The following is a 14,385-nucleotide window of genomic DNA, read 5'->3' on the forward strand; positions in this document are numbered from 1 at the left end:
ACAGCGATGGAACGAATCGGAGACGAATCGCTGACTCCCGCAGATTCCCTGTATGTTCACGGCTACATATAGACGCCCCGAGCCGAATCGCATCCATATGCTGAATCTTTGAAGAGGCGCGCGCTCCACGCCTTCCAAGCGCCCGTTTTCTGGCGGCCGATCGGCACAATCGCCCAAAGGATTTCGAATCCAAGAGTCTGGTATAGCTGAAAAATTTTGACCAAGATTCCCTTTCTGCCGCGCCGATTCCGGGAATAGGAATCGCCACTTCGGCTGGCCGGATGAATCGGAGCAACTCCCCTTGCAAGCCGCCACAGCGCGGTATCGGCTTTTGTCCGCTACCAGATATAGTATGTCGGAGCGCCAGTCGCGAATCCGGTGCCGCCCGCGCCGCCCCTCGGGCAATGGGCGGAAAAGGAAAGCGGCGCGCCGAAGAGCGCCGCGATGACCGATAGTTCGAGGATGTCAGGCGAAATACTGCCCGCCATTCGCCGAGATCGTCGAGCCGGTGATGAATCCCGACTCGTCCGAGGCCAGGAAAACGACGCAGCGGGCGATCTCGTCAGGCTCGCCGAGGCGGCCGACCGGGATCTGCGGGATGATCCTTTCGTTCAGCACCTTCTCCGGTACCGCACGCACCATCTCCGTGCCGATATAGCCGGGGCATATCGCATTGACCGTGACGCCCTTGGCCGCGCCCTCCTGCGCCAGCGCCTTGGTAAAGCCGAGATCGCCGGCCTTGGCGGCGGAATAGTTCGCCTGGCCCATCTGCCCCTTCTGGCCGTTAATCGACGAGATGTTGATGACGCGGCCGAAGCCGCGGTCGCGCATGCCCGACCAAACGGGATGCGTCATGTTAAAGAGGCCGGTGAGGTTGGTGTTGATGACCTCGCCCCACTGTTCCGGCGTCATCTTGTGGAACATCGCATCGCGGGTGATGCCGGCATTATTGACGAGAATGTCGACCGGCCCGAGATCCGCCTCCACCTTGGCGATGCCGTCGACGCAGGCCTGATAGCTGGAGACGTCCCATTTATAGACCGGAATGCCGGTTTCCTGCTTGAAGGCCTGGGCCTTCTCGTCATTGCCCGCATAGTTGGCGGCCACCTTGTAGCCGGCCGCCTTCAGTGCCACAGAAACCGCAGCGCCGATACCGCGGGACCCACCCGTAACCAATGCTACCCTGCTCATCTTTGCCTCCCACTTGGGTTAAAATTGTCAAAAATTGTCCTTCGGCGGCCCGGAGTTCCAGGCCGCACGCTCGATCGAACAGGGCGGACGCCCTTGCATGCCACGAACTGCTACAGGCGCTCGACGCACATGGCGACGCCCATGCCGCCGCCGATGCAGAGGGTTGCGAGGCCCTTGGAAACGCCGCGACGCTTCATCTCGAAAAGCAGCGTGTTGAGGACGCGGGCGCCGGAAGCGCCGATCGGATGGCCGATGGCGATCGCACCGCCGTTGACGTTGACGATCGACGGATCCCAGCCGAGATCCTTGTTGACCGCGCAGGCCTGGGCAGCGAAAGCCTCGTTGGCCTCGACGAGTTCGACGTCGCCGATCGACCAGCCGGCCTTCTCGAGCGCCTTGCGGGAAGCCGGGATCGGGCCGGTGCCCATGATCTGCGGATCGACGCCCGCGGTTGCCCAGGAGACGATGCGGGCGAGCGGCTGAATGCCGCGCCTGGAGGCTTCCGCCTCGGTCATCAACAGCGTCGCCGCGGCGCCGTCATTGAGCCCGGAGGCATTACCGGCCGTGACCGTGCCTTCCTTGTCGAAGGCCGGGCGCAACTTGGCAATCGAATCCAGCGTGGCACCGTGGCGGATGTATTCGTCCTGGTCGACGGTCACGTCGCCCTTACGGGTCTTGACTATGAAGGGAACGATTTCGTCGGCGAACCGGCCGGCCTTCTGCGCGGCTTCCGCCTTGTTCTGCGAGCGGAGCGCGAATTCGTCCTGCTCCTCGCGGGTCAGCTGCCACTTGCGGGCAACGTTCTCGGCGGTCGTGCCCATGTGGTAGCCGTAAAAGGCGTCCGTCAGGCCGTCCTTGATCATCGTGTCGATCATCTTGTAATCGCCCATCTTGACGCCGCCGCGCAAATGCGCGCAATGGGGCGCCATCGACATCGACTCCATGCCGCCGGCAACGATGATGTTCGCATCGCCGGTGGCGATCTGCTGCATGCCGAGGGCGACGGCGCGCAAGCCCGAGCCGCAAAGCTGGTTCATGCCCCAGGCGGTCTTTTCCTGCGGGAGGCCGGCCTTGATCGCCGCCTGGCGGGCCGGGTTCTGCCCTTCGCCGGCCGGCAGCACCTGGCCGAGAATCACCTCGTCCACTTCTGCCGCCTCGACTCCGGCCCGTTCGAGGACCGCCTTGATGACCGTTGCACCCAGTTCATGAGCGGGAGTGTTGCCGAAGGCGCCGTTGAAGGACCCGACTGCGGTGCGAGCGGCGCTGGCGATCACGATGGAGGGATTGCTCATGGGACGTTTCCTCTTGTTTCCTTTGCCTGGACGAGCAGACTGGCAAAGGCAGGAGCGCAAGTCAAACGCCTTGATGCTCTGCAACAAAAGCTTCACGGGCACCGCCGTCCATCACCTTTTGCACCTGCGTCGCCGCAACGCACAAAGAGATTGTCAGCGGCGTTCTTTTGCGGATACTCTTAAAAAACACAATAAAGACGGGACGATGGGTAGAGGAGACCCTGATGGCGAAGAACGAAGGCCAGATCGTTATCAAGAAATACGCGAACCGGCGGCTCTACAATACCGGCACGAGCACCTATGTAACCCTCGACGATCTGGCCGTGATGGTGAAGAGGGGCGAGGACTTCATCGTCCAGGACGCCAAGTCGGGCGAGGACATCACGCATTCCGTGCTGACGCAGATCATTTTCGAGCAGGAGTCGAAGACCGGCAACACGCTTCTGCCGATTTCCTTCCTGCGCCAGTTGATCTCCTTCTATGGCGACCAGATGCAGATGGTGGTGCCGAGCTACCTCGAGCACTCCATGCAGGCCTTCACCGAACAGCAGGCGCAGATGCGCGAGCAGATCAACAAGGCCTTCGGCGACACGCCGCTCGGCAAGAACCTGCAGGTGCCCCTGCAGCTCGTCGAGGAGCAGGTCAAGCGCAACACTGAAATGTTCCATCAGGCGATGCAGATGTTCTCGCCTTTCATGGCCGCTCCTCCGGCAAAGGAAAGCAAGAAGGCCGAGGCGAAAGACATCGACGAGCTCAAGGAACAACTGCGCGCATTGCAGACGAAGCTCGACAATTTGGGCTGAGGTCCAAGCGTCCTCGCGAACGAAGAACCCCTCGCCAGCCCTCCGCCTTGTAGGCAGGGCTCGGGAGGGGTTTTAGGATGATCCCGACCGCACCAACGAAAAAGGGCCGGCAAAGCCGACCCTTCGAACTTCATCCGCAGACGGAAACGCTTATGCGTTTTCCTTCGGCGTCAGCACCTGGCGGCCGCGGTACATGCCGGTTTTCAGGTCGATGTGGTGCGGGCGGCGCAGTTCGCCGGAGTTCTTGTCTTCGACGTAGGTCGGAGCCTTGAGGGCGTCAGCAGAGCGGCGCATGCCACGCTTGGACGGGCTCGTTTTTCTTTTGGGTACAGCCATTTCATTCTCCACTTATCGGGCAAAACACTGTTCAGCAGCCGAAAATGGCCGGGTCAAACAGATGTCGATCTCGGAATTTCGCGCGCTTATACATGCCCGACCACGGTTTGACCAGTCCCTGCGCGCAAATTTTCGAATCGGCCAGCAAGCGCAACCGCCCGCTCTCCTTGGGAACCTCAGGCCTCGTCCTCCGGCACGATCCACGGTTCCGCCCTTGCGGCTTCCTCCCATTTGCGGAAGGCCGGATGCGCCTTGACGGCCTCCATATAGGCAAGCGTCCCCGGATCGGTCGTCAGTTCGTAGACCTCGAGGCGGTTGACGACCGGGGCGAACATCGCGTCGGCGGCGGTGAAGCGGCCGAAGAGGAACGGTCCGCCGGAGCGGGCGATCGCCTCGCGCCATATCGTTTCGATCCGCGCGACGTCGTCCATGACTCCATCGGGAAGGGCAATCGCCTTCACGGGCCGGCGAATGTTCATTGGGCAGGCGCCGCGCAGCGCCCGGAAGCCGGCAAGCATCTCCATCGAATAGCTGCGCGCCCGGGCCCGGTCCTCGCGGTTCTCGGGCCAGATACCGGCTTGCGGGTAAAGCTCCGCGACATATTCGATAATGGCCAGCGATTCCCAGACGCGGATTTCTCCGTGGTGGAGTACCGGCACGCGGCCAGTCGGGGAGATTTCACGAAACTTCGGGTTTCCCGCCGGAAAGTCGAAGGGGATGACGACGTCTTCGAACGGGATGCCGCAGCCTTCGAGCGCCAGCCACGGCCGGAGCGACCAGGACGAATAATTCTTATTGCCGACATAAAGAGCGAGCTTGGCCATAGATCCCCCATTGCGCTTGATTCGGCCAGAGGATTGCCACATCACCGGCGGCAGGACCAATGAATTGCCTTCATCTCAATCATAAAGACATGTGATGTAGTCGCCGGACCGGCCGGCGCGGCGCTCGATCACCGAGGCCAGGCGCCTCAATCCCCGCCCCGGCTTGCCGGCATTGCGGTCGATCGGATTGGGGAGCGCCACAGCGAGCAGAGCGGCCTGGCGGCGCGAAAGCTTGGCGGCGGAAACGCCGAAATGATGCTGTGCCGCGGCTTCGATGCCGTAGATGCCGTCGCCCCACTCGGCGACATTCAGGTAAATTTCCATCATCCGCCGCTTGCTCCAGACGAGATCGGCGACGACGGCGAGCGGCAGTTCCAATCCCTTGCGAATGAAGGAGCGGCCGTTCCAGAGATAGAGGTTCTTGACCGTCTGCATCGGGATGGTGCTGGCGCCGCGGGTCTGCTCGCCATCCAGCGCATCCTCGACGACGCCGCGCATCTGTGTCCAGTCGACCCCGTTGTGAGCGCAGAACTGGCCGTCCTCGGACATCATCACCGACTGGACGAGAACCGACGCGATATCGTCGAACTCCACCCACTGCCGGTCGTAGCCGCGCAGCAGCACGAGATCGCGTAGCATCAACGTCGAAACAGGATGGATGAAATCGACCAGGTAGACGAAGATCAGCAGGTAGGGAAGCAGGAGAATTGAGAGGGCCGCGAGAACGAGACGCCGGCGCCGCGTTCGCCAGGTGCGGCGCAAGGTGGACCAGCGGCCGGCGGGCAACTCGCCCTCCTCGCGTTCTTCCGGAACGATGTCCACCGCCTGACTGTCCACCCCTCTGTCCATTCCCCGCTCTTATCTCATGGCCCACTCTTATTTCATGAAACGCGAAAGTTGAACGGCCTTTCTTGGAGAAAGACAAGGGCGGCTGTGCACTCATCCCGAACAAAACGCGCGAACTGCGACTAGAAAGTCCGTTGAAAGCGGCTCTGCCACGTGCCAAAGAGCCTTTCATGCAAGACGAGACATCATTTTTTGCGCAACGCCTCAAGGCCGCGGCGCTGGCGGTGGAGAGCCTGCTTTCCATTCTCCTCGAGCCTACCGCCCAAGCGGACGAAATTGTCCGCCCGGCACGGCTTCTCGAGGCGATGCGCCACGGCGTGCTCAACGGCGGCAAGCGGCTGCGCCCGTTTCTCGTGACCGAAAGCACCGCCCTTCTCGGCGGAAGCGCCGACGCCGCACTGAGGATCGGCGCGGCGCTCGAATGCGTGCATTGCTATTCGCTCGTCCATGACGATCTGCCGGCGATGGACGACGACGATATGAGGCGCGGACAGCCGACGGTGCACATCGCCTTCGACGAAGCGACGGCGATCCTTGCGGGCGACAGTCTCCTGACCTTCGCCTTCGACATCATCGCGGCACCGAAAACGCCGCTTGCTGACCGCCAGAAGACGGCGCTTGTGCTAGCGCTGGCGCGCGCCGCCGGCCATGGCGGCATGGCGGGCGGCCAAGCGCTCGACCTCGCCGCCGAGACGGCGGCGCCGGACGAGGCGGGGATCGTCACGCTGCAGGCGATGAAGACCGGCGCCCTCCTCCGTTTCGCCTGCGAGGCGGGGGCGATCATTGCCGACGCGACGGCCGAGGATCGCAGGCGCATGCGCGCCTTCGGCGAGAAGATCGGCCTTGCCTTCCAGCTCGCCGACGACCTTCTCGACCTCACCGCCGACGCCGAGGCCATGGGCAAGGCCACCGGCAAGGACGCCGCCCGCGGCAAGGGCACGCTCGTCGCCCTGCACGGCCAGTCCTGGGCCGAACGAGAGCTTGAAAGGCTGGTGGTCGAGGCGGAAGAACTGCTGGCGCCCTACGGCAGCCGTTCGGCCGTTCTCGTCGAAACAGCCCGCTTCATCGCGAACCGGAGGAAATGAACTGAAATGAGCAAATTCTGGTCGCCGATCGTTTCCACGCTGAAGCCCTATGTTCCGGGCGAACAGCCGCGCATCGCCAATCTCGTCAAGCTCAATACCAATGAGAGCCCCTACGGCCCCTCGGAACAGGCGCTCGAGGCGATCCGGGCGGCGGCAAGCGCCGATCTCCGGCTCTATCCGGATCCGGTCGCGCTCGGCCTGAGGGAGGCGATCGCCGCTAGATATGGCGTCTCGGCCGGCGAGGTCTTCGTCGGCAACGGCTCCGACGAGGTGCTGGCGCACGCCTTCGCCGCGCTGCTGAAGCACGACGAGCCGCTGCTCTATCCGGATATCTCCTACAGCTTCTATCCGACCTATGCGGGGCTCTTCGGCATCGAAGCGATCGAAGTGCCGCTCAATGCGGCCTTCCGCATCGACATTGCCGACTATCGCCGCGCCTCAGGCGCGATCATCCTTCCCAATCCCAACGCGCCGACCGGCATCGGCCTGCCGCTTGCCGAGATCGAAAGACTGGTGGCGGAGCACCCCGACCAGCCGGTGGTGATCGACGAGGCCTATATCGACTTCGGCGGCGAATCCGCGGCCGCGCTCGTGCCGAAATTCGACAACCTGCTGGTCGTCCAGACCTTCTCCAAGTCGCGGGCTCTGGCGGGCTTGCGCGTCGGCTTCGCAATCGGCCAGCGCGTGCTGATCGAGGCACTGGAGCGGGTCAAGGACAGCTTCAATTCCTACCCGCTCGGCCGCGCTGCCCAGGCCGGTGCCACCGCTGCGATCAAGGACGAGCGATGGTTCGAGACGACGCGCGGCAAGATCATCGCGACGCGCGCGAGGTTGAGGAGCGAGCTCGAAAGACGCGGCTTCGAAGTCCTGCCGTCGCAGGCGAATTTCGTCTTCGCCCGTCATTCGGGCCATGAAGGACAGGCGCTGGCCGCGAAGCTGCGCGAACGCGCCGTCATCGTGCGCCATTTTGCCAAGCCGCGAATCTCGGACTTCCTGCGCATCACCATCGGCACCGACGAGGAATGTGCAAGGCTGGTCGCGGCGCTCGACGAGATTCTCTGACGCTGACTTATTCGGCCGCCGCCTGGCCGTGGCCGAAGCGCTTTTCGATATAGTCGGCAACGAGAAGCTGGAACTCCTCGGCGATCTTTGGCCCGCGCAAGGTCATCGCCTTCTGGCCGTCGATAAAGACCGGTGCAGCCGGCATCTCTCCGGTGCCGGGCAGCGAAATGCCGATATCGGCATGCTTGCTCTCGCCGGGGCCATTGACGATGCAGCCCATGACGGCGACCTTCAGCGCCTCGACGCCCGGATACTTCTCGCGCCAGACCGGCATGCTGGCGCGGATGTCCTCCTGGATCTTCTGGGCGAGCTCCTGGAAGACCGTGGACGTGGTGCGGCCGCAGCCGGGACAGGCGGCGACGACGGGAATGAACTGGCGGAAGCCCATGACCTGCAGGAGCTCCTGCGCCACCTGCACCTCGCGGGTGCGGTCGCCGCCGGGCTCCGGAGTGAGCGAGATGCGGATCGTGTCGCCGATGCCCTGCTGCATCAGGATACCGAGCGAGGCCGAGGAGGCGACGATGCCCTTGGTGCCCATGCCGGCCTCGGTAAGCCCGAGATGCAGCGCATGGTCGCAGCGCGCGGCGAGCATCGCATAGACGGCGATCAGGTCCTGGACGCCGGAGACCTTGGCGGAAAGGATGATGCGGTTGCGCGGCAGGCCGAGCTCTTCCGCCAGTTCCGCCGAGAGCAGCGCCGACTGCACGATCGTCTCGCGCGTCACCTCTTGCGCCGTCAGCGGCGAGCCGGCGGCCTGGTTCTGGTCCATCAGCCGCGTCAGCAGTTCCTGGTCGAGCGAGCCCCAGTTCACCCCGATGCGCACCGGCTTGTCGTAGCGGATCGCCATCTCGATGATCTCGGCGAACTGCTTGTCCTTCTTGTCCTTGAAGCCGACATTGCCCGGATTGATGCGGTATTTGGCGAGCGCCTCGGCGCAGGCCGGATGGTCGGCCAGGAGCTTGTGGCCGATATAGTGGAAGTCGCCGACGAGCGGCACGTCCATGCCGAGCCGCAGCAGCCTTTCGCGGATCTTCGGCACGGCGGCAGCACTTTCGTCGCGGTCGACGGTGATGCGCACCAGTTCGGAACCGGCCTTCGAGAGTGCTGCCACCTGGGCGACCGTCGCATCAATATCGGCCGTATCCGTGTTCGTCATCGACTGGACGACGACCGGCGCGGCACCGCCGACGATCACGCCGCCGACATCGACGGCGACCGAGGCACGGCGCGGCTTTGGCTCGAAATCGAAGGCAGAAGACATGAAGGCCTCTTCTTGGTCCCTTTTGCTGCGTTTGCCCTTCAGGTGGCGAAGGAAAACCTGCTTGTCAACGGCAACATCATGCGCTGACGGCGAATTGATGGCGCGCCCGCGTCAGTGCTCCCTGCCCTGATCCGCATGAATGGCGTGGTGCGACAGAAGAAGCACGACGACGAAGAGAACGGGGAGCGATGCGAAGATCACCGCGAAGCCGCTGTGCTCGGCAATGAAACCGATCAGCGACGGGGCGAACAGCATGCCGGAATAGCCCATCGTGGTCGCGACGGCTAGGCCGATGCCCGGCTGCAGGCCGGGCATGTTGCCGCCGGCCGAAAAGGCAATCGGCACCATGTTGGAAATGCCGATGCCGGCGATGGCAAAACCGAGAACCGCGAAGGCTGCGTTCGGCGCAAGCCCCGCCAGAACCATTCCCACCAGCGCCGTGACGGTGCAGACGCGCAGCGTCGTCGTCGCCCCGAAGCGATCGCGCACATGATCGCCGGCAAAACGCATCGCCGCCATCGTCGCCGAGAAGGCGGCAAAGCCGAAGCCCGATAGCTCGACCGAGGCGCCGAGTTCGTTGCGCAGATAAAGCGCGCCCCAGTCGAGCACCGCCCCTTCCGGCACCATCGAGAACAGCGCCATCAGGCCGACCAACCAGGGCAGCGGCGTCAACGGCAGCTTGAGCTCCCCCTTGGCGGCCGCGGGATGCGGCTGATCCGCGAGGATCATCGGCCAGGCCGCCGCTAGAATGGCAGCGCAGAGGCAAGTCACCAAGATCGCATGCGGCAGCACGCCGACGCGGGCCATCAGGAAGCCGCCGATGCCCGCGCCGATCAGCCCGCCGAGGCTCCAATAGGCGTGGCAGGAGGACATAATGGCGCGCCGCATCGATTTCTCGACCTCGACGGCATTGGCATTCATCGCCACGTCCATGGCGCCGACGAAGCCGCCGAGCAGGAACATGCCGATCGCCGCCGTCCAGACGTTCGGCACCAGCGTCAGGACGAGGAGTAGCGGCGACAGGACGACCGCCGTGACCTTGGCGACCTTCTGCGAGCCGATGCGGGCGATATAACCGCCAGCGATCGGCATCAGCACCAGCGAACCGATGCCGAACACCAGGATCAACAGACCGAGCACGCTCTCGCCGATCCCGAGCCGATCCTTGAATTCGGGGATTTTCGGGGCCCAGCTGCCGGTGACGAAGCCGTTCATCAGGAACAGGAGGGAGACGGCGAGCCGGTTCCTCGACATATAGCCCTGCCGGACTGCGGCCTTCGGGGCGGTGTCTGTGCGCTGATCCATTGTTAACTCCGGCTCACATTGATTTCGATAAGCTTGCGGCCGCGGCGCCATGCTCATCCGGCGCGCTCGCCCGCAAGGATGACGCTTGCCCGTCGCTCGGTGAATGCGGCGATCTGGGCCTCCGGCGCGTCGGCCTCGAGGACGAGCGTTGAACGGGCGTCGATGCCGATCACCGCGTGTGGTGCGGCAGTCCCCAGCTTGTCACTCATGACGGCGGCGAGCACCGAACAGCTGCGCGAGGCGATCAGCCGCTTGAACTCCGCGTCCTCGTAATGGAAGGCGGTGAGGCCCGCTTGAGCGTCGGCGCCGCAGGTCCCAAGGACGCAGAGGTCGGGTCGCAGCAATTCCGCATCGCGCTGTGCCCTTGCCCCGACCGACGCCCCGACGGCTCGGTCGAGCGCGCCGCCGATCAGGATGAGGTCGAGACCCTGCTTCTCCATCAAAGCGGAGGCGATCAGCGGCGTGTGGGTGACGATCGTCGCCGACAGGTCCGGGGCGATCGCCCGCGCAATCGCCAGATTGGTCGAGCCCGCATCGAGAAACACCGTCATGCCGCCCTCTATAAAGCCGACCGAGGCCCGCGCCAGCGCCGCCTTGCGGCCCGGGGCGAGTGCTGCCCGCTCGCTCAACGAGCCTGCGTCCGGAGCGATCGGCAGGGCGCCGCCATAGACGCGCTCGCAGAGGCCTGCCGCGGCCATTTCGCGCAGGTCGCGCCGGATCGTGTCCTCGGAAACGTTGAGTTCGCGCGCCAGGTCTGCCGCGAGAACGCGGCCATCGGTCCTCAGGCGCTCCCGGATCAGGGATTTTCTTTCGCGGAGCAGCAGTTCGACGGGCATTTTCCTAATCGTGCATAAACGTGCATGAATCGCTGAAAACGTGAGTACCATCCTTGCCTTGCGGTTTCAACCTTCGAACAATGGGAACAGGCACGCCGCCTGACGGTTCTTATGGGGTCCGTTCCGGCGGCGGACGGTTCGCCTGAGAAAATATTCTACCGAACCGGCTGGGGATTGGTCTTTTATGCGCTCTGGCGGCCCGGATTTTGTGCGAGTCTCGCCCGCAATCCGGATGACGGGCCGGAGACAACAAAGATGGAAACAAGACAATGAAGCTCCTTCCGACACTTTTCGCTGCCGCCCTGCTGCAACTTGCCGCCTTTGCGCCGGCCGAGGCAGGGTCGAATCTCGACGACATCAAATCGGCCGGCGTGCTGAAGATCGGCACCGAGGGCACCTATGCCCCCTTCACCTATCATGATGCGAACGGCACGCTCGTCGGCTTTGACGTCGAGATCGGCCAGGCGGTCGCCGAGCGTCTCGGCGTCAAGGCCGAGTTCCTCGAAGGCAAGTGGGACGGCCTGATCGCCGGCCTCGACGCCAACCGCTACGACACCGTCATCAACCAGGTCGGCATCACCGAGGAACGCAAGAAGAAATACGATTTCTCCGAGCCCTATATCGCTTCCAAGGCGGTGCTGATCGTCAAGGCCGACAACGAGGAGATCAAGGACTTCGCCGACCTGAAGGGCAAGAAGTCGGCCCAGTCGCTGACCAGCAACTTCGGCAAGCTTGCACAAGCCTCGGGCGCCGAGCTCGTCGGCACCGACGGCTTCGACCAGTCGATCCAGCTCGTGCTGACCGGCCGCGCCGACGCGACCATCAACGACAGTCTGTCCTTCCTCGACTTCAAGAAGCAGAAGCCGGACGCCCCGGTGAAGATCGCTGCCGAGCAGGCCGATGCCGACTATTCCGGCATCATCATCCGCAAGGACGAACCGGAACTGCTCGAAGCCATCAACAAGGCGCTCAAGGAAATCAAGGCAGACGGCACTTACGAGAAAATCTCGCAGAAATATTTCGGCGCCGACGTCTCCAGGTAGGGATGTTGAAGACGCCGCGTCGGCCCCCTCATCCCGCTGCCGCGACCTTCTCCCCGTACTGACGGGGAGAAGGGGCGATGCCGCGCCGGCTCCAGCCCCCTCTCCCCGCGTGCGGGGAGAGGGCTAGGGTGAGGGGCAATCGCAGACCGCGTCGACACTTTTTCCGCGGCAGGATCAACTTCCTGCGTGCCAAGGCCAGCAGAACAGTTGCAGAGGCTCCACGGCTTTCCCCATCCCTCTCCATGAATTACGATCCACTCCGAACCCGGGGCGGATCCGCGCATTTGAAAGGCTTCCCCTTGCCCAACTGGCTGAACCTCATGGCCGAATCGCTGCCGACCCTGCTTTGGGCCGGCTTGATCTTCACGGTGCCGCTAACCCTGCTCTCCTTCGTCCTCGGGCTGCTGCTCGGCCTCGTCACCGCCATCGTCAGGCTGTTCGCACCGGCGCCCTTCGTCGCCGTGGCGCGCTACTATGTCTGGGTGATCCGCGGCACGCCGCTGCTGGTGCAGCTCTTCGTCATCTTCTACGGCTTGCCGAGCATGGGCATATTGCTCGACGCCTTTCCGGCGGCGCTGATCGGCTTCACCCTGAATATCGGCGCCTATACCTCCGAGATCATCCGTGCGGTGATTTCCTCCGTGCCGCGCGGGCAATGGGAGGCCGCCTATTCGATCGGCATGAGCTGGAGCCAGGCGATGCGCCGCACCATCCTGCCGCAGGCCGGCCGCGTCGCCGTGCCGCCGCTGTCGAACACCTTCATATCGCTCGTCAAGGACACCTCGCTCGCCGCGGCGATCACCGTTCCCGAGCTCTTTCAGACGGCGCAGCGCATCGTCGCCACCACCTATGAACCCCTGATCCTATATATCGAGGCAGCGCTGATCTACCTTGTGATGAGTTCCGTGCTTTCCGCTCTGCAGGTGAAGCTGGAGAAACGCTTCGCCCGCTATGGCGGCTTCCTGGAGGCGCGCGCATGATCGAGCTCGCGCACATCGTCAAGCGCTTCGGCACCAACACGGTCCTGAACGACATCAGCGTCAGCCTGGCGGAAGGAACCGTCACTGCGCTCGTCGGCCCGTCGGGCGGCGGCAAGAGCACGCTTCTGCGCTGCGTCAACCTCTTGGAAATCCCGACCAGCGGCGCGATCCGGCTCGGCGACGAGCGGCTGGAATTCGCTCCAGCCCGCAAGGTCGGCTGGCAGGCGATCCAGCGGCTGCGCCGCCAGACCGGCATGGTGTTCCAGAACTTCCAGCTCTTCCCGCACCAGACCGCCCTCGGCAACGTCATGGAAGGCCTTGTGACCGTGCTCAAATGGCCGGCCGACCGGGCCCGCACCCGGGCGCTCGAACTCCTCGAAAAGGTCGGCATGGCCCATAAGGCCGATGCCTGGCCGGCGACGCTCTCCGGCGGCCAGCAGCAGCGCGTGGCAATCGCCCGTGCGCTCGCCCCCTCGCCGCGCGTCCTCCTCTGCGACGAGCCGACCTCTGCGCTCGACCCGGAATTGGCGGAAGAAGTGGTGGAAGTGTTGAGCCGCCTCGCCCGCGAAGGCACGACGATGATCATGGCCACTCACGACCTCCGCCTCGCCTCCCGCGTCGCTGACCACGTCGTTTTCCTCGACGCCGGTGTCGTCGTCGAAAGCGGTCCGCCGCGCAAGATCTTTTCGACGCCGGAGCGGGAGCGGACCAAGAGATTCATAGCATCGCTGAGCGCGCCGATGAGCTATGATATTTGAATAGTCGGAGGCGAGCCGGGCGCCGTCGCCGACGGCAGGTGGCACTTCTCTCCCCGCCATCCTCCTCGTCCGAGACCGGCCCTGGTTCGTAAGCGTCAATTCTAGAGCGCATTCCCATCAACTCGTTCGGGTAGCATTCGACGCTCGTCGCAACGCGCAAACAGCAGCGCGAAGTCCTCTGGATTGCCCGGGTATTGCAGGCACTCGTCGCTCACTCGGCTCCACGGCTTAGCGCTGTCGAGCCAGATATGGGCAATCGGAGCCAAGGACGCGGTATCGTCGAGTGTTCCCGGTTTGATGCTGATCGTGTCGGGCCGGCTCTCCTGGCGATGGAACAAGCGGGTGCCGCATTCAGGGCAGAACTCGCAAATCATGCGCCGGGCGCCTGCGGTCTCACGTGTCCATGACGCGAGTTTGCCGCAGAGCAGCGTGATTTCCGTAGCCTGGATCCATAGCGCCATGCCGAGGCACTGCCGGATTGCTTCTGACATTAGCGGCAATGGCAGGCAAACAGCGATAACGACTTGCCGCTGACGCGGTAGCGGCAGCCGGCACATTGACAGCCGCCTTCGAACAACTCGCTCACGTGGTAACCCCGATCAGTTCGGCGGCAACCGGCTCCCTTACAGTAACACTGCGGAGCCGACCATGCCGTATGAGGGCATCAACCACCAAACACCACCAGCAGATCCTTGGCATCGATCTGGTCGCCGGCCCGGACCAGCACCTCGGCAACGACGCCGTCCTTTTCGGCATGCAGCGC

The 14,385-nt window shown here is 63.8% G+C and carries 16 protein-coding genes; 6 read left to right on the forward strand and 10 right to left on the reverse strand.

Going from position 1 to position 14,385, the window contains the following annotated elements; genetic code table 11:
* Positions 1-338: 338 nt before the first annotated feature.
* The 3 genes from ATC00_RS32485 to ATC00_RS07160 form a co-directional block, all read right to left on the reverse strand.
* Positions 339-488, reverse strand: a complete 150-nt coding sequence (locus ATC00_RS32485) for a hypothetical protein (RefSeq protein WP_156911501.1) — start codon at positions 486-488, stop codon at positions 339-341.
* Positions 466-1,191: a beta-ketoacyl-ACP reductase gene (gene phbB, locus ATC00_RS07155; RefSeq protein WP_064252370.1), complete on the reverse strand. Its 726-nt coding sequence runs from the start codon at positions 1,189-1,191 to the stop codon at positions 466-468. Before phbB ends, ATC00_RS32485 begins: the two co-directional genes overlap by 23 nt.
* Positions 1,192-1,301: 110 nt before the next feature.
* Positions 1,302-2,483 carry an acetyl-CoA C-acetyltransferase gene (locus ATC00_RS07160; protein WP_037390321.1) on the reverse strand — a complete coding sequence of 394 codons (1,182 nt, stop codon included), beginning with the start codon at positions 2,481-2,483 and terminating at the stop codon, positions 1,302-1,304.
* Positions 2,484-2,707: 224 nt separating this feature from the next.
* Here ATC00_RS07160 and phaR point away from each other — a divergent pair, with 224 nt between their 5' ends.
* Positions 2,708-3,286, forward strand: a complete 579-nt coding sequence (gene phaR, locus ATC00_RS07165; RefSeq protein WP_037390320.1) for a polyhydroxyalkanoate synthesis repressor PhaR — start codon at positions 2,708-2,710, stop codon at positions 3,284-3,286.
* A gap of 150 nt (positions 3,287-3,436) precedes the next feature.
* On the opposite strand, the gene rpmF is transcribed toward phaR, so the two are convergent.
* The 3 genes from rpmF to mtgA all read right to left on the reverse strand — a co-directional run bounded on the left by rpmF (position 3,437) and on the right by mtgA (position 5,268).
* A complete protein-coding gene (gene rpmF, locus ATC00_RS07170) occupies positions 3,437-3,622 on the reverse strand; it encodes a 50S ribosomal protein L32 (protein WP_026186748.1) in 186 nt (61 codons plus the stop codon).
* A 176-nt stretch (positions 3,623-3,798) separates the two neighbouring features.
* On the reverse strand, positions 3,799-4,446 hold the full coding sequence (locus tag ATC00_RS07175) for a glutathione S-transferase family protein (RefSeq protein ID WP_037390319.1): 648 nt from the start codon (positions 4,444-4,446) through the stop codon (positions 3,799-3,801).
* Between the two features lie 75 nt (positions 4,447-4,521).
* Positions 4,522-5,268 (reverse strand): monofunctional biosynthetic peptidoglycan transglycosylase, encoded by a 747-nt coding sequence (mtgA, locus tag ATC00_RS07180; RefSeq protein WP_072597104.1) that lies wholly within the window; start codon positions 5,266-5,268, stop codon positions 4,522-4,524.
* A 194-nt stretch (positions 5,269-5,462) separates the two neighbouring features.
* Here mtgA and ATC00_RS07185 point away from each other — a divergent pair, with 194 nt between their 5' ends.
* Both ATC00_RS07185 and hisC read left to right on the forward strand, forming a co-directional pair.
* Positions 5,463-6,377 carry a polyprenyl synthetase family protein gene (locus tag ATC00_RS07185; protein ID WP_064252371.1) on the forward strand — a complete coding sequence of 305 codons (915 nt, stop codon included), beginning with the start codon at positions 5,463-5,465 and terminating at the stop codon, positions 6,375-6,377.
* A 6-nt stretch (positions 6,378-6,383) separates the two neighbouring features.
* A complete protein-coding gene (gene hisC / locus ATC00_RS07190; RefSeq protein WP_037390315.1) occupies positions 6,384-7,439 on the forward strand; it encodes a histidinol-phosphate transaminase in 1,056 nt (351 codons plus the stop codon).
* Between the two features lie 7 nt (positions 7,440-7,446).
* Here hisC and ispG read toward each other — a convergent pair whose 3' ends face one another.
* The 3 genes from ispG to ATC00_RS07205 all read right to left on the reverse strand — a co-directional run bounded on the left by ispG (position 7,447) and on the right by ATC00_RS07205 (position 10,841).
* Positions 7,447-8,700: a flavodoxin-dependent (E)-4-hydroxy-3-methylbut-2-enyl-diphosphate synthase gene (gene ispG / locus ATC00_RS07195; protein WP_064252372.1), complete on the reverse strand. Its 1,254-nt coding sequence runs from the start codon at positions 8,698-8,700 to the stop codon at positions 7,447-7,449.
* A gap of 111 nt (positions 8,701-8,811) precedes the next feature.
* The gene (locus tag ATC00_RS07200) at positions 8,812-10,005 is read right to left on the reverse strand and encodes an MFS transporter (RefSeq protein ID WP_064252373.1); all 1,194 of its coding nucleotides are present in this window, start codon (positions 10,003-10,005) and stop codon (positions 8,812-8,814) included.
* Positions 10,006-10,058: 53 nt separating this feature from the next.
* The gene (locus ATC00_RS07205) at positions 10,059-10,841 is read right to left on the reverse strand and encodes a DeoR/GlpR family DNA-binding transcription regulator (protein ID WP_037390312.1); all 783 of its coding nucleotides are present in this window, start codon (positions 10,839-10,841) and stop codon (positions 10,059-10,061) included.
* 269 nt (positions 10,842-11,110) lie between these two features.
* On the opposite strand from ATC00_RS07205, the gene ATC00_RS07210 reads away from it, so the two are divergent.
* From ATC00_RS07210 to ATC00_RS07220, 3 genes are all read left to right on the forward strand, one after another.
* Entirely contained in the window at positions 11,111-11,884 is a 774-nt protein-coding gene (locus tag ATC00_RS07210) for an amino acid ABC transporter substrate-binding protein (protein ID WP_037390311.1), read from the forward strand.
* A gap of 299 nt (positions 11,885-12,183) precedes the next feature.
* The gene (locus ATC00_RS07215; RefSeq protein ID WP_064252374.1) at positions 12,184-12,864 is read left to right on the forward strand and encodes an ABC transporter permease subunit; all 681 of its coding nucleotides are present in this window, start codon (positions 12,184-12,186) and stop codon (positions 12,862-12,864) included.
* On the forward strand, positions 12,861-13,622 hold the full coding sequence (locus ATC00_RS07220) for an amino acid ABC transporter ATP-binding protein (RefSeq protein WP_064252375.1): 762 nt from the start codon (positions 12,861-12,863) through the stop codon (positions 13,620-13,622). Before ATC00_RS07215 ends, ATC00_RS07220 begins: the two co-directional genes overlap by 4 nt.
* 101 nt (positions 13,623-13,723) lie before the next feature.
* On the opposite strand, the gene ATC00_RS07225 is transcribed toward ATC00_RS07220, so the two are convergent.
* Positions 13,724-14,083 carry a GFA family protein gene (locus ATC00_RS07225; protein WP_161951901.1) on the reverse strand — a complete coding sequence of 120 codons (360 nt, stop codon included), beginning with the start codon at positions 14,081-14,083 and terminating at the stop codon, positions 13,724-13,726.
* Positions 14,084-14,385 lie beyond the last annotated feature (302 nt).

The sequence above is a fragment of the Sinorhizobium americanum genome (assembly GCF_001651855.1).
Taxonomy (GTDB): domain Bacteria; phylum Pseudomonadota; class Alphaproteobacteria; order Rhizobiales; family Rhizobiaceae; genus Sinorhizobium; species Sinorhizobium americanum.

What these genes read in the sequence shown, in the direction of transcription:
- phaR (WP_037390320.1), top strand. Translation starts at nt 2,708, where the DNA reads ATGGCGAAGAACGAAGGCCAGATCGTTATCAAGAAATACGCGAACCGG.
- ATC00_RS07210 (WP_037390311.1), top strand. Translation starts at nt 11,111, where the DNA reads ATGAAGCTCCTTCCGACACTTTTCGCTGCCGCCCTGCTGCAACTTGCC.
- ATC00_RS07200 (WP_064252373.1), bottom strand. Translation starts at nt 10,005, where the DNA reads ATGGATCAGCGCACAGACACCGCCCCGAAGGCCGCAGTCCGGCAGGGC.
- ATC00_RS32485 (WP_156911501.1), bottom strand. Translation starts at nt 488, where the DNA reads ATGGCGGGCAGTATTTCGCCTGACATCCTCGAACTATCGGTCATCGCG.
- phbB (WP_064252370.1), bottom strand. Translation starts at nt 1,191, where the DNA reads ATGAGCAGGGTAGCATTGGTTACGGGTGGGTCCCGCGGTATCGGCGCT.
- ATC00_RS07185 (WP_064252371.1), top strand. Translation starts at nt 5,463, where the DNA reads ATGCAAGACGAGACATCATTTTTTGCGCAACGCCTCAAGGCCGCGGCG.
- ispG (WP_064252372.1), bottom strand. Translation starts at nt 8,700, where the DNA reads ATGTCTTCTGCCTTCGATTTCGAGCCAAAGCCGCGCCGTGCCTCGGTC.
- hisC (WP_037390315.1), top strand. Translation starts at nt 6,384, where the DNA reads ATGAGCAAATTCTGGTCGCCGATCGTTTCCACGCTGAAGCCCTATGTT.
- rpmF (WP_026186748.1), bottom strand. Translation starts at nt 3,622, where the DNA reads ATGGCTGTACCCAAAAGAAAAACGAGCCCGTCCAAGCGTGGCATGCGC.
- ATC00_RS07225 (WP_161951901.1), bottom strand. Translation starts at nt 14,083, where the DNA reads ATGGCGCTATGGATCCAGGCTACGGAAATCACGCTGCTCTGCGGCAAA.
- ATC00_RS07175 (WP_037390319.1), bottom strand. Translation starts at nt 4,446, where the DNA reads ATGGCCAAGCTCGCTCTTTATGTCGGCAATAAGAATTATTCGTCCTGG.
- ATC00_RS07220 (WP_064252375.1), top strand. Translation starts at nt 12,861, where the DNA reads ATGATCGAGCTCGCGCACATCGTCAAGCGCTTCGGCACCAACACGGTC.
- ATC00_RS07205 (WP_037390312.1), bottom strand. Translation starts at nt 10,841, where the DNA reads ATGCCCGTCGAACTGCTGCTCCGCGAAAGAAAATCCCTGATCCGGGAG.
- ATC00_RS07160 (WP_037390321.1), bottom strand. Translation starts at nt 2,483, where the DNA reads ATGAGCAATCCCTCCATCGTGATCGCCAGCGCCGCTCGCACCGCAGTC.